This window comes from Dactylosporangium sp. CS-047395 (genome assembly GCF_050942185.1).
Taxonomy (GTDB): Bacteria; Actinomycetota; Actinomycetes; order Mycobacteriales; family Micromonosporaceae; genus Dactylosporangium.
The window spans coordinates 5388924-5406234 of the sequence record NZ_CP192015.1 but is presented as its reverse complement, the minus strand read 5'-3'; the positions used below and the strand labels follow the sequence as shown (position 1 = coordinate 5406234).

General features: G+C 73.1%; 20 protein-coding genes. 13 read left to right on the top strand and 7 right to left on the bottom strand.

Annotation, left to right across the window (positions count from 1 at the left end; genetic code table 11):
- The first annotated feature begins 100 nt into the window (after positions 1-100).
- Positions 101-550, top strand: a complete 450-nt coding sequence (locus ACQP00_RS25435; protein WP_433223172.1) for an SRPBCC family protein — start codon at positions 101-103, stop codon at positions 548-550.
- Here the strand turns inward: ACQP00_RS25435 and ACQP00_RS25430 are convergent.
- Positions 544-1506: a zinc-binding dehydrogenase gene (locus ACQP00_RS25430; protein WP_433223170.1), complete on the bottom strand. Its 963-nt coding sequence runs from the start codon at positions 1504-1506 to the stop codon at positions 544-546. The two genes, ACQP00_RS25435 and ACQP00_RS25430, sit on opposite strands and share 7 nt — an antisense overlap.
- A gap of 109 nt (positions 1507-1615) precedes the next feature.
- Here ACQP00_RS25430 and ACQP00_RS25425 point away from each other — a divergent pair, with 109 nt between their 5' ends.
- Complete coding sequence (locus ACQP00_RS25425) at positions 1616-2200, top strand: TetR/AcrR family transcriptional regulator (protein ID WP_433223168.1); 585 nt, start codon at positions 1616-1618, stop codon at positions 2198-2200.
- A 12-nt stretch (positions 2201-2212) separates the two neighbouring features.
- Here ACQP00_RS25425 and ACQP00_RS25420 read toward each other — a convergent pair whose 3' ends face one another.
- The gene (locus ACQP00_RS25420) at positions 2213-2920 is read right to left on the bottom strand and encodes a YcnI family protein (RefSeq protein WP_433223166.1); all 708 of its coding nucleotides are present in this window, start codon (positions 2918-2920) and stop codon (positions 2213-2215) included.
- 85 nt (positions 2921-3005) lie between these two features.
- Between ACQP00_RS25420 and ACQP00_RS25415 the strand changes: the two genes are divergently transcribed.
- The gene (locus tag ACQP00_RS25415) at positions 3006-5027 is read left to right on the top strand and encodes a cytochrome c oxidase assembly protein (protein ID WP_433223164.1); all 2022 of its coding nucleotides are present in this window, start codon (positions 3006-3008) and stop codon (positions 5025-5027) included.
- 44 nt (positions 5028-5071) lie between these two features.
- The gene (locus tag ACQP00_RS25410; protein WP_433223162.1) at positions 5072-6514 is read left to right on the top strand and encodes a PepSY-associated TM helix domain-containing protein; all 1443 of its coding nucleotides are present in this window, start codon (positions 5072-5074) and stop codon (positions 6512-6514) included.
- Here the strand turns inward: ACQP00_RS25410 and ACQP00_RS25405 are convergent.
- Positions 6465-7034 (bottom strand): copper resistance CopC family protein, encoded by a 570-nt coding sequence (locus tag ACQP00_RS25405; RefSeq protein WP_433223161.1) that lies wholly within the window; start codon positions 7032-7034, stop codon positions 6465-6467. The genes ACQP00_RS25410 and ACQP00_RS25405 overlap by 50 nt on opposite strands.
- 69 nt (positions 7035-7103) lie before the next feature.
- On the opposite strand from ACQP00_RS25405, the gene ACQP00_RS25400 reads away from it, so the two are divergent.
- Both ACQP00_RS25400 and ACQP00_RS25395 read left to right on the top strand, forming a co-directional pair.
- The gene (locus tag ACQP00_RS25400) at positions 7104-7631 is read left to right on the top strand and encodes a copper chaperone PCu(A)C (protein ID WP_433223159.1); all 528 of its coding nucleotides are present in this window, start codon (positions 7104-7106) and stop codon (positions 7629-7631) included.
- Position 7632: 1 nt separating this feature from the next.
- Entirely contained in the window at positions 7633-8862 is a 1230-nt protein-coding gene (locus ACQP00_RS25395; RefSeq protein ID WP_433223157.1) for a Dyp-type peroxidase, read from the top strand.
- Between the two features lie 139 nt (positions 8863-9001).
- On the opposite strand, the gene ACQP00_RS25390 is transcribed toward ACQP00_RS25395, so the two are convergent.
- Positions 9002-9430 (bottom strand): YybH family protein, encoded by a 429-nt coding sequence (locus ACQP00_RS25390; RefSeq protein WP_433223155.1) that lies wholly within the window; start codon positions 9428-9430, stop codon positions 9002-9004.
- A gap of 62 nt (positions 9431-9492) precedes the next feature.
- On the opposite strand from ACQP00_RS25390, the gene ACQP00_RS25385 reads away from it, so the two are divergent.
- The 5 genes from ACQP00_RS25385 to ACQP00_RS25365 all read left to right on the top strand — a co-directional run bounded on the left by ACQP00_RS25385 (position 9493) and on the right by ACQP00_RS25365 (position 13691).
- A complete protein-coding gene (locus ACQP00_RS25385) occupies positions 9493-9864 on the top strand; it encodes a YciI family protein (RefSeq protein ID WP_433065011.1) in 372 nt (123 codons plus the stop codon).
- Positions 9852-11045 (top strand): RNA polymerase sigma factor, encoded by a 1194-nt coding sequence (locus tag ACQP00_RS25380; RefSeq protein ID WP_433223153.1) that lies wholly within the window; start codon positions 9852-9854, stop codon positions 11043-11045. The genes ACQP00_RS25385 and ACQP00_RS25380 overlap by 13 nt, the downstream gene beginning before the upstream one ends.
- 32 nt (positions 11046-11077) lie before the next feature.
- Positions 11078-11674 (top strand): TetR/AcrR family transcriptional regulator, encoded by a 597-nt coding sequence (locus ACQP00_RS25375; protein ID WP_433223151.1) that lies wholly within the window; start codon positions 11078-11080, stop codon positions 11672-11674.
- Entirely contained in the window at positions 11671-12303 is a 633-nt protein-coding gene (locus tag ACQP00_RS25370) for a VC0807 family protein (RefSeq protein ID WP_433223149.1), read from the top strand. Before ACQP00_RS25375 ends, ACQP00_RS25370 begins: the two co-directional genes overlap by 4 nt.
- 173 nt (positions 12304-12476) lie before the next feature.
- A complete protein-coding gene (locus ACQP00_RS25365) occupies positions 12477-13691 on the top strand; it encodes an FAD-dependent monooxygenase (protein WP_433223147.1) in 1215 nt (404 codons plus the stop codon).
- 243 nt (positions 13692-13934) lie between these two features.
- Here the strand turns inward: ACQP00_RS25365 and ACQP00_RS25360 are convergent, their stop codons facing one another.
- Both ACQP00_RS25360 and ACQP00_RS25355 read right to left on the bottom strand, forming a co-directional pair.
- Positions 13935-14492: a TetR/AcrR family transcriptional regulator gene (locus ACQP00_RS25360; RefSeq protein WP_433223145.1), complete on the bottom strand. Its 558-nt coding sequence runs from the start codon at positions 14490-14492 to the stop codon at positions 13935-13937.
- 323 nt (positions 14493-14815) lie between these two features.
- Positions 14816-15490: a sugar O-acetyltransferase gene (locus tag ACQP00_RS25355; protein ID WP_433223143.1), complete on the bottom strand. Its 675-nt coding sequence runs from the start codon at positions 15488-15490 to the stop codon at positions 14816-14818.
- Positions 15491-15535: 45 nt separating this feature from the next.
- On the opposite strand from ACQP00_RS25355, the gene ACQP00_RS25350 reads away from it, so the two are divergent.
- Together ACQP00_RS25350 and ACQP00_RS25345 are read left to right on the top strand one after the other, a co-directional pair.
- Positions 15536-15865 (top strand): ArsR/SmtB family transcription factor, encoded by a 330-nt coding sequence (locus tag ACQP00_RS25350; protein WP_433223141.1) that lies wholly within the window; start codon positions 15536-15538, stop codon positions 15863-15865.
- The gene (locus tag ACQP00_RS25345) at positions 15865-16587 is read left to right on the top strand and encodes a cation transporter (RefSeq protein WP_433223139.1); all 723 of its coding nucleotides are present in this window, start codon (positions 15865-15867) and stop codon (positions 16585-16587) included. The genes ACQP00_RS25350 and ACQP00_RS25345 overlap by 1 nt, the downstream gene beginning before the upstream one ends.
- A gap of 308 nt (positions 16588-16895) precedes the next feature.
- On the opposite strand, the gene ACQP00_RS25340 is transcribed toward ACQP00_RS25345, so the two are convergent.
- The gene (locus ACQP00_RS25340; RefSeq protein ID WP_433223137.1) at positions 16896-17303 is read right to left on the bottom strand and encodes an arsenate reductase ArsC; all 408 of its coding nucleotides are present in this window, start codon (positions 17301-17303) and stop codon (positions 16896-16898) included.
- Between the last annotated feature and the right edge of the window lie 8 nt (positions 17304-17311).

Below are 17311 nucleotides of genomic sequence, written 5' to 3'. Positions count from 1 at the left end.
CGTCGTTCACCCGTTCGGGTCGGCCTGCGGGCGGTCCGGGCGCGGTTGATCCGGTGCGGACCGGGAAGACTGCCAGCCCCAGCGTCGAAGGGAGACGGCAGTGGCCAAGCGACGCAAGCTCGTCCGCACCTCACCCGATCGCGTGTTCGCGGTCCTGGCCGACGGCTGGACGTACGCCAGCTGGGTGGTCGGCGCGTCCCACATCCGCGACGTCGACGAGGGCTGGCCCGCGACCGGGACCCGCCTGCACCACCAGATCGGCCCGTGGCCGCTGCACATCAGCGACGTGACCACGGTCGAGTCGGTCGTCCCGGGCCGGATGCTCGACCTGCACGCCCGGGTCTGGCCGCTCGGCGCCGCGACGGTACGGCTCGATCTCGAACCCGTCGAGGCCGGCACCCGGGTGACGCTGACGTACGAGCTGACCGCCGGCATCGCCAAGTACATCCCGCGCCGGGTCCAGGCGGCGCTGCTCGGCCCGCGCAGCGCCGAGATGCTGTCCCGGCTGGCCGACATCGCGGTCCGCCGGCGGGTCCCGGCCGTCTACTGACCGGGGAGCAGCGCGAGCTTGCCGACGGTGGCCCGGGCCTCCAGGTCCGCGAGCGCGCCGGGCCCGTCGGCCAGCCCGAACACGGTGGGCTGCTCCGGGCCGAGCACGCCGGCCGCGATCAGGCCGGACAGTTCACCCATGAGCTCGCCGAAGAGCTGCGGGGCGGCCTGGACGATGGTGCCGATGTTCAGGCCGGCGAGGTGGACCTGATGGCGGTACACGAGATCCCAGTTCGTGATCGTGGCCTCGCCGGCGGCCAGGCCGAACACGACGACCCGGCCGGTGACCCGCTTGGCCGCGGCCAGGCTCGCCTCGAGGGTGGCGCCGCCGACCGACTCGAGCACCAGGTCGACACCGCCGGTCAGGTCCAGCACCGCGGCGGCCAGGCCGGGGTCGCGCGAGTCGAGGACGTGGTCGGCGCCGAGGGCCCGCACCGTGTCGTGCTTGGCCGGGGAGGCGGCCGCGATCACGGTCGCGCCGTAGTGCTTGGCCATGCGCACCGCCGCCTGCCCGGTCCCGCCGGCGGCGGCGTGGATGAGCACGGTCTGCCCGGCGGTCAGGCCCCCGACCGGCCGGAGCGCGGCCAGCGCGGTCGGCCAGTTCACCAGCAGGCCCAGCGCCTCCTCGTCGGCCCAGCCCTCGGGTACGGGCATTACGGCGGCCGCGGGCAGCACCATCCGCTCGGCGAACGCGCCGCCGGCGACGCTGACGCCGGTGACGCGGGTGCCCGCCGTGGGGCCGGTCAGCACCTCGCCGGCCGCCTCGATCCCGGCGATGTACGGCGGCTGCGGCCCGCCCGCGAACGTCCCGCGGGCCTGTGAGACGTCGACGAAGTTGACCCCGGCGGCGGTGACCCGGATCAGCACCTCGCCCGCGCCCGGCGCCGGCTCCGGCGCGTCGGTGACCAGCCGCAGGTCCGCCGGCCCGTGCAGGGATGTCTGCCGCAGCGCGCGCATGAAGGTCCCCCTCGTGGTTTGTTTGTCGATCGCCCAACAATTACCCCACGCCCGCCGGAGGCCCGTCAAGGTAAACTTGGTCGATCGCTAAACAAACTACGGAGACCGGATGCCACCCCGCGGCCGCCCGCGCACCTTCGACCCGGACGTCGCCCTGCGCCAGGCCCTGAACGTGTTCTGGGCGCGCGGCTACGAGGGCACCTCGCTCAACGACCTGGCCCAGGCCATGGGCATCGCCTCCGCGAGCATCTACGCCTGCTTCGGCAGCAAGGCCGACCTGTTCAAGAAGGTCATGCGGTTGTACGGCGCGACCTTCGGCGAGCCGCCCCGGCGCGCCCTCCGCGAGGTGCCGGGCGCCCGCGAGGCGGTCCACGCCATGTTGCGCGCGACCGCCGACCAGGTCACCGGCCCGGACACGCCGCACTACTGCATGCTCGTCCTGGCCGCCCCGACCGGCGCCGTGGAGAACCACGAGATCCGCGAGTTCCTGGCCGAGCGCCGCCGCGACCAGTACGCCACGATCCGCGACCGCCTCGCCCGCGACCTCAAGGCGGAGCCGGCCCGGCTGGACGCGGTCGCCCGCTACTACACGACGATCGTCCAGGGCCTGTCCGTCCAGGCCCGCGACGGCGCCACCCGCGCCGACCTGGAGACCGTCATCACCTGCGCGATGGCCGCCTGGGACGCGCTGTGAACGGCGCCGGGGCTACCGGAGCCGGCCGGTGCGGCGGTACGCGAGCAGGCCGACCAGCAGCCCCGCCAGGCCGAGGACCGCGCCGGCGACGCCGAGGGTGATGGCCGTGCCGTCGGTGTTGTCACTGGCATCGTCGGCCGCGCCCGCCGCGTCCTGCGCCGCGGTGTTCGTCGCGGTGCTCTGGGCGGCGCTGCCCGCCTTGGCCAGTTTGAGCACTGGGGCGGGGTGCTCGGCCTCCGCCCCGGCGGCCGGCTCGTCGATCCAGCGCACGACGTCGCCGTCGGAGTACGTCTGCAGGGCCTTGAAGACGATCTGGTCGGTCTCCGGCAGCGGGCCGAGGGAGACGTCGAACTCCTGGAACTGGTGCGGCTTGATCTCCGCGCCCGGGTCGGCGGTCCACGTCACCTTGGCGACGGCCTCGGTGAGGTCGCCGTCGTCGGTCTTCACCGGGGTGGCGAGCTTCGCGACCTCGGTGGTGGCGGTCCAGCCCGGCACCGGCTTGAGCGACACCGAGGCGATCGGCTTGTCAGTCGGAATGGCAATCTCGACCTTCGTCGTGCTCGCGGCGTCCTTCTCGTTCGGGACCCGGAACGTGACCTTGGTGTAGCCGCCCTGGGTGGCCGTGTTCGGGTTCACGGTGACGTGGGCGCCGGCCGCGGCCGGGAAGGCGAGGACCGCGACGGCGGCGACGACGAGCGCGACGACGGGAGTCAAGCGCATGGGGTGGTGATCCTTTCCAAGCGGGAACTTCCGGGGCGGTTCCACCGACCAACTCAGTGATGCTGAAGCGTAATACCTACCAGTCATGATTTTTTCTGACATATCCGTCCGGCGGCTTCTGACCGTCCTCGGCGGCCTGCTCGCCCTGGTCGCGGCCCTCGTCGTCGCGCTGCGCTGGGGCGGCGGGGTGTCAGGCCGCACGATCGCCGGCCTGCCCGACGCCGGGCCGGTCACGTCGTGGGGCCTGCCGCTGGCCCGGGCCGCGGCGGACCTGTGCGGCGTGCTCTGCGCCGGCTGGTGCGTCACCGCCGCGTTCCTGCTGCCGGGCACCGGCGACACCGGGCGGCACGGCGCCGGGCAGCTGCTCGGGCCGGCCGGGTACCGGCTGCTCAGACACGCCGGCTGGTGGGCCGGCGGCTGGGCCCTGGCCGCCCTCGCCCTGCTGCCGCTGACCCTGTCCGACCTGCTCGGCCAGCCCCTGGGCCAGGTCACGTTCGGCGGTGTGCGCAGCCTGGCCTGGTCGGTGGCGCAGGGCCAGTCCGCGCTCACCCAGGCCGGGCTCGCCGTCGTCGTACTGGTCGCGTCCCGGTTCGTGCTCACCCGTACCGGCGCAGCGGTCGTCGCCGTCCTCGCGTGCGCGGCGCTGGTGCCGCCGGCGCTGACCGGGCACTCCGCGGGCGCCGGCAACCACCAGCTCGCGGTCACCAGCCTCGCGGTGCACATCCTGGCCGCCGCGCTCTGGGTCGGCGGCCTGGCCGCGCTGCTCGTCCTGCGCAACGACACGACCCTCGCCGTCGCCGCCCGCGGTTACAGCCGGCTCGCGGCGGGCTGCTGGATCGCCGTCGCGGCCAGCGGGGTCGCCAACGCCGCCGTGCGCCTGGGCGCAATCGAAGAGCTCTGGCTTTCCCGGTACGGCCTGCTGGTCCTCGCCAAAGCCCTCGCCCTCGGGATCGCCGGCGTGCTCGGCGCCCTCCACCGCCGCCGGACCCTGCCCGCCCTCGACGCGGGCCGGCCGGGCGCGTTCCGCCGGCTCGCCGCCGGGGAGCTGATCCTGCTCGCCGCCACCGTCGGCCTCGCCGTCGCCCTGTCCCGCACGCCGACCCCGGTCCCGTCCAACCCGATCGAGACCGACCCGGTGACCGATCTGCTCAGCTTCACCGCTCCCCTGCCGCTGTCGGCCGCACGGGTCTTCTGGCCGCCATTGCTCGACGGTTTCTTCCTGGCTTCCGTGGTACTGCTGGCCGCCGCCTACCTCACCGGCGTGTACCGCCTGCACCGGGCCGGCCACCGCTGGCCCCCGGCGCGCACGGCGAGCTGGCTCGGCGGCGTGGCCCTGCTGGCCGCGTTCACGCTGTCGGGCTTCGCGCGCTACGCGTACGTGCTGTTCTCCGCGCACATGGCCCAGCACCTCGTCCTCGCCATGCTGGTGCCGATCCTGCTCGTCGGCGGCGCCCCGGTCACCCTGGCGCTGCGGACCCTGCGCCCGCCGCCCGGCCCGCGGATGCGCGGCGCCCGGGACTGGCTGCTGCTGGCCGTGCACAGCCGGGTCCTGCGCACGCTGTCGCATCCGGTGGTGGCGCTCGGGATCTACGTCGTGAGCCTCTACGGGTTGTACTTCTCGAACCTGCTCGGGGTGCTCATGCGGTACCACATCGGGCATTTGGCGATGCTCGTGCACTTCGTGCTGTCCGGATACCTGTTCTTCTGGGTCCTCATCGGCGTCGACCCCGGCCGCCGCCCGGTCGCCCCGCCGATCCTGGTCCTCGTGCACTTCGCGGGAATGGCCTTCCACGCCTTCCTCGGCATCGCGCTCATGCAGTCCCGGACGGTGATCGCGCCGGACTGGTACGGCTCCGTCCACCCCACCTGGGCCGCGAGTCTCCTGAGCGACCAGCACGTCGGCGCGGGACTGGCGTGGGGCTTCGGCGAGATCCCGGCCGTGGCGATCCTGCTGCTGCTCGTCGTGCGCTGGATCCGCGCCGACGAACGCGAACAGCGCCGCCTCGACCGGGCCGCCGACCGCGCCGAGGCGGCGGGTGAGGAGGACGAGCTGGCCCGCTACAACGCCTTCCTGCGCCGTGCAGCAGAAACCGCCGAGCGCCGCTGAAAGGTCAGACGGAACTTTGCCGGAGTGTGGGGCGACTACCGAACATGTCCATCGCCACCGATGTCTCGCCGCCGGCCGAAGTCTCGCCGGACCGGCCCGCCGCCACGGGCCGCACCTGGTCGATCGTCCCACTGCTGACCCGCCTGCACTTCTACGGCGGCATCCTGGTCGCCCCGCTGCTGGCCACGGCCGCGCTGACCGGGCTGCTGTTCGCGTTCACCCCGCAGCTCGACGCCCTGGTCTACGACAAGGAACTGCACGTCGAGCAGGTCGGCCCCGGTCTGCCCAAGCCGCTGTCGGACCAGGTCGCCGCGGCGATCGCGGCCCATCCCGGCGGAACCCTCGCGGCGGTCCTTCCGGCCGCGGCCCCCGACGCCACCACCCGCGTCGTGTTCTCCGTGCCGGAGCTGGGCGAGAAGCAGCACACTGTGTACGTCGACCCGTACACGGGCGTGGTGCGCGGTCAGCTGACCACCTGGTTCGGCGAGACGCCGCTGATGACCTGGCTGGACGACCTGCACACGGGCCTGCACCTGGGCGAGGCGGGCACCCTGTACTCCGAGACCGCCGCCAGCTGGCTGTGGGTCCTCGTCCTCGGCGGGCTGATCCTGTGGTGCAACCGCCAGTGGCGACGGCGCGCCGAAACCCGCCGCACCCGCGGCCGCGTGGACGCCACGCTGTTCTACGACCTCAAAGCAGCCAAGGGTGTACGCCGCACCCGTGGCTTCCACGCCGCCACCGGCATCTGGCTCGTCGTGGGCCTGCTGTTCCTGTCCGCGACGGGCCTGACCTGGTCCACCTACGCCGGCGGCAACTTCAGCGCGGCCCTCGACCAGCTCGACGCCGGCCGCCCCGCCCTGGACACGTCCCTGACCGGCGGCGCCGCACCCGCCGCGAGCGCGCACCACGGCGAGGCGCCGGCCGCGGGCGCCGCCGATCCGGCCCAGGTCGACGCGGTGCTGCACATCGCCCGCGAGCACGGGATCACCGGGCCGATGGAGCTGTACCCGCCGGCCGACGCCGCCTCGGCCTGGTCGGTGGTCGAGAACGACAACGTGTGGCCGGTCCACTTCGACAAGCTCGCCGTCGACCCGGTCGCCGGCACGGTCGTGCACCGCACCGACTACGCCGACTGGCCGTTGCTGGCCAAGCTGAGCGCGCTGGGGATCCAGGCCCACATGGGGTACCTGTTCGGCCTGGCGAACCAGCTCCTGCTCGCCGCGCTCGCCATCGGCCTGCTCTGCGTCATCGTGTGGGGCTACCGCATGTGGTGGCAGCGCCGCCCGACCCGCGGCACCCGCCGAGCCGTCGTCGGCCCGCCGCCGGCCCGAGGGGCGTGGCGCCGGCTGCGTCTTCCGCTGCTCGTCGCCGGAATCCTGGCCACCGCCGCGGTCGGCTGGGCGCTGCCCGCGTTCGGCATCACCCTGCTGGCGTTCCTCATCCTCGACGCATCGTTCGGCGCCGCCACAGCACTGCGCCGGCGGTGAGCACCACGACCGCGACCACGCCGGCGACGACCCAGGGCAACCCGCCCGAGCCGTCGCCGGCCGCCGTGTTCCGCGTCGGGGCGGCCTGAGTCGCGACGGCCGGCGACGCCACGGCCGGCGACGCGACGGCCTCGGTCGACGGCGCGGCCGGTGTCCCCGCGGCGTTGGTGAAGGTGAACCGGCCCTCGATCGGATGCCCGTCGGCCGAGACCGTGCGCCAGGCGACCGTCACCGCACCGGCCGGCAGCGGTTGCACCGCCTGACTGAGCGTCTTGTCCACGACCCGCGGTGTGCCGTCCACATAGGACTTTCCGTCGGCCCCGGTCACCACGATCGTGCTGAATCGCTGTTTCACGCCCTCGTTGAACGTCAGCGAGACGGCGGTCAGCGGCGTGCTCACCGTGGACCCGTCGGCCGGATCGCTGCGCAGCAGCGTCGAATGGGCCCACGCCGGCCCGGGCACGAACAGCACCAGCACCGCCGCGGCGAGGACACCACCGATTGTCGAACGCAGTCGCATGCCGGGAACTTTAGGCCATCCGGCGGCGACTATCACGATGACTGTCCACACAGTACGGAGGCCTGCTCGATGCGCTTCACCCTGCCCATTTCCGGCGCCCTACTGATGCTCGCGCTCACCGGCTGCGGCACCGGCGCGGCCACCCCGGCCACCCCGGCCACCCCGGCAGCGCCGCCGTCCGCCGCTCAGCAGCCGGCGCTCATGATGCGGGACCAGTGGGTGAAGACCGCCGACTCCGGCATGTCGGCCGCCTACGGCACCCTGCTGAACACCACCGACAAGGACGTCACCGTCGTGGCGGCGACGTCGACGGCCTCGCCGCTGATGGAGCTGCACGAGACCACGATGGTCGACGGGAAGATGGCCATGAAGCCCAAGGAGGGCGGCTTCACGATCCCGGCCAAGGGCAGCCACGAGTTCAAGCCCGGCGGCGACCACCTCATGCTCATGGACGTCAAGACGCCGGTGAAGCCCGGCACCGAGGTGACGTTCACGCTGACCCTCAAGGACGGCGGCACCGTCCGGTTCACCGCGCTGGGCAAGGACTTCGCCGGCGGCAACGAGTCCTACCAGCCGAGCATGGGCTCGATGGGCTGACATGACCGACCGCACCCCACCCCCGGTCAGCCGGCGCGCCCTGCTGACCGGGGGCGCGCTCACCGTCGGCGGCGCCGTCGCCGGTGCGGCCGTGACGGCGGCGGCCCGGCCCGGTCCGGCCGCACGCACCCCAGCCACGTCCACTGTGGACTATGGCACCGAAGTGGTGCCGTTCCACGGTACCCATCAGGCGGGCATCGAGACTCCCGCGCAGGCGCACGCCGCGTTCGTCGGGCTCACGCTCAGGCCGGGCGTCGACCGGGAGGCGCTGGGCCGGCTCATGCGGCTGCTCACCGACGACGCCGCCCGGCTCACCCGGGGCGTCGCGCCGCTGGCCGACGGGCAGCCCGAGCTCGCCGCGGTCCCGGCCCGGCTCACCGTGACGTTCGGCTTCGGGCCGGGGCTGTTCGACGCGGCCGGCCTGACCGCGCAGCGCCCGGCCTCGCTGCAACAGCTGCCGCCGTTCGCGATCGACAAGCTCCAGCCGCAGTGGTCCGGCGGCGACCTGCTGCTGCAGCTGTGCGCCGACGACCCCGTCACCGTCGCCCACGCCCAGCGCATGCTCGTCAAGGACGCCCGCGCGTTCGCGACCGTCCGCTGGGTGCAGCGCGGGTTCCGGCGGGGCCGCGGCATGCAGGACGACGGCGTGACCCAGCGCAACATTCTCGGCCAGGTCGACGGCACGGCCAATCCGCTCCCCGGCACCCCAGTGTTCGCCGGCGCGGTGTGGACCGACGACGGCCCCGGCTGGCTGCGGGCCGGCGGCACCACGCTCGTCCTGCGCCGCATCCGCGCCGAGCTCGAGACGTGGGACGCCGCCGACACCGCCGGCAAGGAGTTCTCGGTCGGCCGCCGGCTGTCCGACGGCGCCCCGCTGACCGGCCGGGCCGAGCACGACCCGCTCGACCTGAAGGCCGTCACCGCCAACGGCTTCCCGGTCATCTCGGAGTTCTCGCACGCCGCCCGGGCCCACGTGCTGGACGACCGGCAGCGCATCTTCCGCCGCCCGTACAACTACGACGAGCCGCCCGGCCCCGACGGCAGCGCCGACGCCGGGCTCGTCTTCGCCTCGTTCCAGCGCGACATCGCCCGGCAGTTCCTGCCCATCCAGCGCAACCTGGCCGAGGCGGACCTGCTCAACGACTGGATCACCCCGATCGGCTCCGCCGTGTTCGCGATCCCGCCCGGCTGCGACGACGGCGGCTGGATCGGGCAGGGCCTGCTCGGCTGACGACCACCTGACCCGACGCACACCGCGAGCCGCCCTCACCCGGCCCGACGCACACCGCGAGCCGCCCTCACCCGGCCCGACGCACACCCGCGAGCCGCCCTCACCCGGCCCGACGCACACGGCGCGCGGCCGGCGCCGCTCAGTCGTCGGGGGTGAGGCCGGTGCACGCCCGGAACGAGCCGTCCATCGCGAACGGCACCGACTCGTGTTCGTGCGTCACCAGCCACCGGCCGTCGATGCGGCGCAGGCCGAGCGTCACGCGGTACCAGAGGGTGAATGGCTCTGATCCACCGCGCGGGACGGCGCTGAGGCGGTCGAGGCTGGTCGCGAAGGCCACGTCGCCGTCGGTGGTGATCTCCAGCCGGGTGACCTCGTGGCGGGGCGGCGTCTCGAAGGTGGCCATCCAGGCCTCCAGCGCGGCCGGGTCCTCGCCGTCGCCGGGCTGGCGCAGCGGCGGGGCGAGGTTGAATTCCACGTAGCGCGGCGCGTAGTGCGCCAGGATGGCCTTGGCGTCGCCCTGCTCCTGCAGCGCGGCCTTGGCCTCGATGACTTCCCGGATCTCGTCCATGCCGGTACGTCGAAGCCGGGGTGGCCGGTTTCGACGTACCGGGTGAGCGAAAGGGAGATCGCATGAAGTACCTGATCCTGATCCAGTCCAACCCGGAGTCCCTCGCGGTGTGGGAGACGCTTTCCGACCAGCAGCGCACCGACTTCGGCCTGGGCCACCTGCGGCTGACCGAGGAGATGCGCGAGGCCGGCGTGCTGGTGGTGAGCGAGGGGCTCGGCGACCCGGCACTGGCCACCCAGGTGTCGGTCCGCGACGGCCGGACGATCACCTCCGACGGCCCGTACGCCGAGGTCAAGGAGCACCTGGCCGGCCTGTACCTGATCGACGTGGCCGACCTCGACGAGGCGGTCGCGTGGGCCGCGAAGGCGCCGGACGCCGCGTACACGCGGGTCGAGGTGCGGCCGGTCCTCGACATGAGCACGTGGGACCTGTAACGGGGCTGCCGGACCTGCTGCGCGAGTGCGCGCCGCAGGTCCTGGCGGCCGTCTTCCGCCGGTACGGCGACTTCGAGGCCTGCGAGGACGCGGTGCAGGAGGCGCTCATCGCGGCGGCGCGGCAATGGCCGCAGACCGGCGTGCCGGAGCAGCCGCGCAACTGGCTGATCACCGTCGCGAGCCGCCGCCGGGTGGAGCTGCTGCGCACCGAGACGGCCCGCCGGCGCCGCGAGGAGTCGGTCGGGCACGAGTCCCCGCCGCCGGCCCGCGGCGACGACGAGCTGGCGTTGCTGCTGCTGTGCTGCCATCCCGCGCTGAGCGTGCCGGCCCAGGTCACGCTCACCCTGCGGGCGGTCGGCGGGCTCAGCACGGCCGAGATCGCCCGCGCGCTGCTGCTGCCGGAGGCCACCGTCGGGCAGCGGATCAGCCGGGCCAAGCAGCGCATCCGCGACACCGGCACCCGCTTCGACCTACCGGCGTCGGACGAGCGGCTCACGGCGGTACGACAGGTGCTGTATCTGATCTTCAACGAGGGCTACACGGCCAGCTCCGGCGACGCGCTCAACCGGGTCGAACTGACCCGCGAGGCGATCCGCCTGACCCGGCAGCTGCACCGGCGCCTGCCCGACGACGGCGAGGTGGCCGGCCTGCTCGCGCTGATGCTGCTCACCGACGCCCGCCGCCCCGCCCGCACCCGCCCGGACGGCACCCTGGTCCCGCTCGCCGAGCAGGACCGCGGCCGGTGGGACGCGGCCGCCGTCGCCGAGGGCGTCGCGCTCATCACCCGCACCCTGACCAGCGCCCGGATCGGCCCGTTCCAGCTGCAGGCGGCGATCGCCGCGATCCACGACGAGGCCCCGCGCGCCGAGGACACCGACTGGAAGCAGATCCTCATCTTGTACGGCCTGCTGGACCACCTCGCCCCCAGCCCGATGGTCACGCTCAACCGCATCGTGGCCCTAGCGATGGTCGACGGTCCTGCCGCCGCGCTGGCGGAACTCGAGTCCGTCGCCGCCGACCCGGCGCTCGCCCGCCACCACCGCACCGCGGCCGTGCGCGCCCACCTGCTGGAGCAGACCGGCGACCGGGAGGGCGCGCGGGAGCAGTACCGGCTGGCCGCCCGGCAGACCCTGAGCCGCCCCGAACAGCAGTACCTGGAATCCCGCGCCGCCCGCGCTTGACAACCGTTACTCGCATGAGTAAAAAGTTACTCATGCGAGTAAACGACTCCGTGACGGCCGGCGCCCGGCGCGCCCAGATCGTCACCGCCGCGATCGACACGATCGCCGAACTGGGCTACGGCAACGCCTCGTTCGCGCGGATCGCCAAGCGGGCCGGGATCAGCAGCACCCGGCTCATCTCCTACCACTTCGACGACAAGGCCGAGCTGGTCCGGGCCGTCGTCGGGGCCGTGCTCACCGATGCGGCCGAATTCATGCAAAAACGGCTGCGCGCCGCCGAGGGCCGCCAGGAGCTCCTCACGGTCTACATCGAGTCGAACCTCCAGTTCCTCGCCGAGCACCCGACCGCCATCCGGGCGGTCATCGAGATCGCGGCGAACGCCCGCGCCGAGGACGGCACTCCCCTCGTGCGCCCGGACGATTTCGACGACCCGACCACCCGCCTCATCGTGCTGTTCCGCGAGGGCCAGCAGGCGGGCGACTTCCGCGAGTTCGACCCGGCCGTGATGGCGGTGACGCTGCGGGCCGCGATCGACGCCGCCGCCTCGGTCCCCGACCTCGACCCGCACGCCTACGCGGCCGAGCTGGTCGCCCTGTTCACCCTCGCGACCCGGAAGGTGCAGCCGTGACCGAGACCGCCACCCGCAGTGGGCTGGCCAGGCAGCTGTTCCTGGACCTGGCCCTGCCGCTCATCGTGTACTACGGCCTGCGCGCCGCCGGCGTCGACCAATGGTGGTCGCTCCTGCTCTCCGGCGTCGTGCCGGTGGTCTCGGTGCTGATCAGGTTCGTCCGCACCCGCACCGTCGACCTGCTCGCCGTCTTCGTCATCTCCATCGTCGCGCTCAGCCTCGTCATCTCGGTGATGACCGGCGACGCCCGGACCATGCTCATCCGCGACGCCTGGCTCGGCATGGTCTTCGGCCTCGTCGCGCTCTGGCTGCTCGGCTCGGTCTGGATCGGCAAGCCCGCCCCGATGTACATCTACCGCGCCTTCGTCCTGGCCAAGGTCGGCCCGGAGGGGCTGCGGGCGTGGGAGTCCAAGTGGGACACCGACCGGGAGTTCCGCCACGGCATGCGGGTGCTCACCTTCGTCTGGGGCTGCGCCGGCCTGCTCAATGTCGTCGTCACGCTGATCGGCGCGTACCTGCTGCCGCTCGACCTGGCGCCGGCCGTGCTCAACGCCAGCTGGCCGGTGATCGTCGTGCCGACGGGGATCTTCCACCTCTGGTACAGCAAGCGCCGCAACCTGCGCGCCTGAACGGGAGAGCACCGTGCAGACCGATGTGATTGTCGCTCTTCCACCACCGGCCCACCGAGCGCCGCAACCTTTGCGCCTAAACAGGAGTGCACCGTGCGGACCGATGTGATCGTCGCTCTTCCACCTCTGGTATGCCGAGCGCCGCAACCTGCGCGGCTGAACAGGAGCGCACCGTGCAGACCGATGTGATCGTCGCCGGGGCCGGACCGACCGGGCTGATGCTGGCCGGCGAACTGGCCCTCGGCGGCGCCCGGGTCACCGTCCTGGAGAGCCTGCCCGCCCGCAGCGGCCAGTCCAAGGCCCTCAACCTGCAGCCCCGCTCGGCGGAGGTGCTCGCCTCCCGCGGGCTGCTCGACGACCTGCTCGCCGTCGCGCCGGCGCTACTGCCGCGCGGACACTTCGCCGGCATCCCGCTCGACTATGCGGGGTTGAGCACGCCGTACCCGTACCAGATCGGCATTCCTCAGGCCAAGGTCGAGCAGCGCCTCGCCGAGTGGGCCCGCGGCCTCGGCGTGGACATCCGCCACGGCGAGCCGGTCATCGAGTGCACTCAGGACGCGGACGGCGTCACCGTCAACGGCCGCCGGGCCGGCTATCTCGCCGGCTGCGACGGCGCGCACAGCGTCGTGCGCAAACAGGCCGGCGTCGACTTCGCCGGCCGCGACGGCCGGATGTGCGCACTTGTCGCCGACGTCACCCTAGCCGGCGACGGCCCGTCCACGTGGGAGCTGCCCGCGCCACGGGGCGACGGCATGCTCACCGTGCTGCCCCTCGGCGCCGGCCTCTACCGGGTCCTCGCCGCCGGCCCGGTGCAGATGGCAGCCGGCCGCGACGCGCCGATCCCCGACGCGGAGATCGCCGACGCACTCGCGGCCGACGGGCTGCGCCTAGGCGAGGTCCGCTGGGCCAGCCGGTTCACCGACGCCACCCGCCAGGCCGTCCGGTACCGCACCGGCCGCATCTTCCTCGCCGGCGACGCCGCCCACATCCACTCCCCCTCCGGCGGGCAGGGCCTGAACCTCGGCCTGCAGGACGCCTTCAACCTCGGCTGGAAACTCGCCGAGGTGATCCGCGGCGAGTCCGGCGACGAACTGCTCGACACCTACCACGCCGAGCGCCACCCGGTCGCCGCCCGCGTCCTGCAGTCCACCCGCGCCCAGGGCATCCTGTACGTGCCGGACGAGGACGTGCACGCGCTTAGGGCCGTCTTCACCGAATTGGTGGACCACCGTGCCTTGGCCGCGCGGATCGCCGGCCTCGACCACGGGCACCGGCTGCCTGGCCTCGACCTCAGCCTGCTGCACGACGGACGGCGGCACACTGTGGACACTCCGGCCGGCCCGGTCCGCGTCCGGCCCGACGGATTCGCCGACGCGCCCTACTTGTAGCAGGTCGGCTGTGGCGCGCCAGGCGTCCCGAGATCGCCCTACGGGCCGGTCGGGCCGGTCGCGCAGTCACGCCAGTCACGCAGTCGGACCAGTCACGCCAGTCGGGCCAGTCACGCCAGTCGGGCCAGTCACGCTCGTCACGCAGTCGGACCAGTCACGCCCGTCACGCCCGTCACGCCCGTCACGCAGTCGGACCAGTCACGCCAGTCGGGCCAGTCAGGCCCGTTACGCCCGTTACGCCAGTCACGCAGTCGGACCGGTCACGCCAGTCGGACCGGTCACGCCAGTCGCGCCGGTGTTGCCGTCCGGGCGTAAGACCAGCCGGTCGACCGCCCGCCGGATCCGCTCCGGGTCGATCGGGTCGGTGGAGAGCGTGGCGTGCAGTATTAGCCCCTCCATCATGGCGTCGAGCACCTCGGCGGTACCGGCGTCGAAATGCCGCCGCAGCGACCGCCGGGTCCGGTCCATCCAGCCCTGAGTGATCACCCGCAGGGCCGGGTCACGGGCGGCCGCGGCGTACAGCTCGTACGTGAGCACCGCGCTGCGCTGGTTGCCGGCCAGGTCGTCCAGCATCGCCGCAACGACCTTGGCCGGGGCGCCGGCCCCGGGCTCGATGGCGGCCATCCGCGCCTCGAACGCTTCTGCGGCCGTCAGCGCCAAATGCGTGAAAGCGGCCCCAAGGAGTTCGCCGAGACTGCCGAAGTGGTACGTCACCGACCCCAGCGGCACGTCCGCCGCTCGTGCGACCTGCCGGTGGGTGGTGCCGGCCACCCCGCGCACGGCGATGACATCCAGGGTCACCTCGATCAGCCGCTGCCGCCGATCCGGGTCATACCGCCGTTTCGGCCGCTCCGGCGGTTCCGGCGGTTCCGGCGGTTCCGGCGGTTCCGGCGGTTCCGGCCCGCCGCTCACCTGCCGTTTCGGCTGCTTCGGCTGGTCCGGGCCGCCGGTCACGTGCCGCTCCGGTCGCTTCGGCCCGCCGTTATCGTGCCGTTTCGGCCGCTCCGCGTGCCGTTTCGGCCGCTCCGGCTGGTCCGGGCCGCCAGTCTCGTGCCGTTTCGGCTGCTCCGGCTGCTGCTCCGGCCCACCGGTCACGTGTGGTTCCGGCCGGTCCGGCCCGCCGGTCATGTGCCGTGGACGGAACGCACGACGCGCGCCGGGTTGCCGACGGCGACGACGTCGGGCGGAATGTCCCGGGTGACGACCGCGCCCGCGCCGATCACCGAGTTGGCCCCGATGGTGACGCCGGGGCAGATGACCGCCATTCCGCCGATCCACACGTTGTCGCCGATCGTGATCGGCCGCGCTGCCTCCCACTTGGCCCGCCGCGGCTCCGGGTCGATCGGGTGGGTCGGCGTCAGCAGCTGCACGTTCGGCCCCAGCAGCACGTCCTCGCCGATCCGGATGGTGGCCACGTCCAGAGCCATCAGCCCGAAGTTGATAAACGTGCGCGCCCCGACGTACAAGTGGCTGCCGTAGTCGACGTGCAGCGGCGGGCGGATCTCGACGTCGTCGCCGATGGAGCCGAGCAACTGCTCCAACAGCTCCCGCCGCCGCGCCGGGTCGGCCGGGTCGCTGTCGTTGAACGCCTTGGTGAGCACCATCGCCTGGCGCATCTCGGCTTCCAGCTCCGGATCGGCCCCGCGGTACAGGTCGCCGGCGAGCATCCGCTCACGCATGGAGCGCGGATCGCCTTCGGCAGAATCGGCAAACGGCATGCGTACGATCGTACACATCGCATCCGCCGCCCCTAGTGGCCAATCGCCCGTCCGGGGTGGCGCCGCCAGCTCGGCCATCATGGATACAGCTTCCGCTGAATACAGAATCCGCTGTACTGTTGTGTGATGGAGACCGTGACACACGGGCAGGTCCTCGCCCGCTTCGGTCATGCCCTGTCGGACGCCACCCGGGCCCGGCTGCTGCTCGCGCTGCGCGACGCGCCCGGGTACCCGGCGGAGCTGGCCGACCTGCTGGGCGTGACCCGGCAGAACCTGTCCAACCACCTCGCATGCCTGCGCGGCTGCGGGCTGGTCGTCGCCGTCCCCGAGGGTCGGCGTACCCGCTACGAGCTGGCCGACACCCGCATCCGGCACGCCCTGGACGACCTGCTGGGCCTGGTCCTCGCGGTCGACCCGGCGGCCTGTCCCGACTCGGCGGGCAAGGGCTGCTGCTGATGAACCTCCCGCTGATCCCCGTCGCACCGGCCGGTCCCAGCGCGGACCGCCGCGCGGTGCTGGGCCGCCGGATCAGGCTGCTGGTCGCCGCCACCATCAGCTACAACGTCGTCGAGGCCGTGGTCGCCATCGGTGCGGGCGGCGCCGCGGGCTCCACCGCGCTGATCGGGTTCGGCCTGGACTCGGTGATCGAGGTGTCCTCGGCCGCCGCGGTGGCCTGGCAGTTCGCCGGCCGCGATCCGCAGCGCAGGGAGCAGACCGCCCTGCGGATCATCGCCATCTCGTTCTTCGCGCTCGCCGGCTACGTCACCGTCGAATCCGTACGCAGCCTCCTCGGCAGCGACCACGCCGAGCACTCCACCGTCGGCCTGGTCCTCGCCGCCGTGTCGCTGGCCGTGATGCCGGGCCTGTCCTACGCCCAGCGCCGCGCCGGCCGCGAGCTCGGCTCGCGCACCGCGGTCGCCGACTCCAAACAGACCCTGCTGTGCACCTACCTGTCCGCCGTACTGCTCGTCGGCCTGGGCCTCAACAGCCTGTTCGGCTGGAGCTGGGCCGACCCGATCGCCGCGCTGGCCATCGCCGCCGTCGCCGCCAAGGAAGGCCGCGACGCCTGGCGCGGCGACACCTGCTGCGCACCGCTCGCCGGCGCCGCCAACCCCGGCGCGAACGTCAGCTGTACCGACGACTGCTGCACGTCACGAAGTTCGGCCGACGACCGCTGAAGGTGGCGGCTTCGGAACGCACGCGGCGAAGTACCGATGGCAAAGGGGTTGAATGCACGGCCACGGACCCAGCCATCCAGGCGATCGTGGCCCCGCCCGGAGCCGCCGCCCAAGGCGGATGTCGGAGATGCGTGCAGCAGTCCGCTGCGCTCGGCGCCGGTGGGCCCCGCGTCGAGGGCGGAGTCGAGCCGAGACGCGGACGACCAACGCGGACGACCAACGCGGACGACCAACGCCGACGACCAACGCCGACGACCAACGCCGACGGACCGACGGACCGACGGACCGACGCCGACGCGCCGGCGTGGTCAGGCGTTGAGGGGCAGCTCGCTAATGAGCTGCTCGACGCGGCGGCGGATCTCGTCGCGGATCGGGCGGACGGCGTCGATGCCCTGCCCGGCGGGATCGTCGAGCTGCCAGTCCAGGTAGCGCTTGCCGGGGAAGACCGGGCAGACGTCGCCGCAGCCCATGGTGATGAGCACGTCGGAGGACTCGGCGGTGTCCCAGTCGAGTTTGCGCGGGGTGCTGGCGGTGATGTCGATGCCGACCTCGCGCATCGCCTCGACGGCGACCGGGTTGATCCGATCGGCCGGTTCGGAGCCGGCGGAGCGGACCTCAACGGTGTCGCCGGCGAGGTGGCGCAGCCAGCCGGCGGCCATCTGCGAGCGGCCGGCGTTGTGCACGCACACGAACAGTACCGTTGGCTTCGCGCTCATCTGGTGGT

Coding starts and splice junctions, on each gene's coding strand:
- ACQP00_RS25345 (WP_433223139.1), top strand. CDS start 15,865: ATGAACCTCCCGCTGATCCCCGTCGCACCGGCCGGTCCCAGCGCGGAC.
- ACQP00_RS25390 (WP_433223155.1), bottom strand. CDS start 9,430: ATGGACGAGATCCGGGAAGTCATCGAGGCCAAGGCCGCGCTGCAGGAG.
- ACQP00_RS25425 (WP_433223168.1), top strand. CDS start 1,616: ATGCCACCCCGCGGCCGCCCGCGCACCTTCGACCCGGACGTCGCCCTG.
- ACQP00_RS25405 (WP_433223161.1), bottom strand. CDS start 7,034: ATGCGACTGCGTTCGACAATCGGTGGTGTCCTCGCCGCGGCGGTGCTG.
- ACQP00_RS25350 (WP_433223141.1), top strand. CDS start 15,536: ATGGAGACCGTGACACACGGGCAGGTCCTCGCCCGCTTCGGTCATGCC.
- ACQP00_RS25420 (WP_433223166.1), bottom strand. CDS start 2,920: ATGCGCTTGACTCCCGTCGTCGCGCTCGTCGTCGCCGCCGTCGCGGTC.
- ACQP00_RS25410 (WP_433223162.1), top strand. CDS start 5,072: ATGTCCATCGCCACCGATGTCTCGCCGCCGGCCGAAGTCTCGCCGGAC.
- ACQP00_RS25355 (WP_433223143.1), bottom strand. CDS start 15,490: ATGATGGCCGAGCTGGCGGCGCCACCCCGGACGGGCGATTGGCCACTA.
- ACQP00_RS25395 (WP_433223157.1), top strand. CDS start 7,633: ATGACCGACCGCACCCCACCCCCGGTCAGCCGGCGCGCCCTGCTGACC.
- ACQP00_RS25415 (WP_433223164.1), top strand. CDS start 3,006: ATGATTTTTTCTGACATATCCGTCCGGCGGCTTCTGACCGTCCTCGGC.
- ACQP00_RS25430 (WP_433223170.1), bottom strand. CDS start 1,506: ATGCGCGCGCTGCGGCAGACATCCCTGCACGGGCCGGCGGACCTGCGG.
- ACQP00_RS25375 (WP_433223151.1), top strand. CDS start 11,078: ATGCGAGTAAACGACTCCGTGACGGCCGGCGCCCGGCGCGCCCAGATC.
- ACQP00_RS25340 (WP_433223137.1), bottom strand. CDS start 17,303: ATGAGCGCGAAGCCAACGGTACTGTTCGTGTGCGTGCACAACGCCGGC.
- ACQP00_RS25400 (WP_433223159.1), top strand. CDS start 7,104: ATGCGCTTCACCCTGCCCATTTCCGGCGCCCTACTGATGCTCGCGCTC.
- ACQP00_RS25385 (WP_433065011.1), top strand. CDS start 9,493: ATGAAGTACCTGATCCTGATCCAGTCCAACCCGGAGTCCCTCGCGGTG.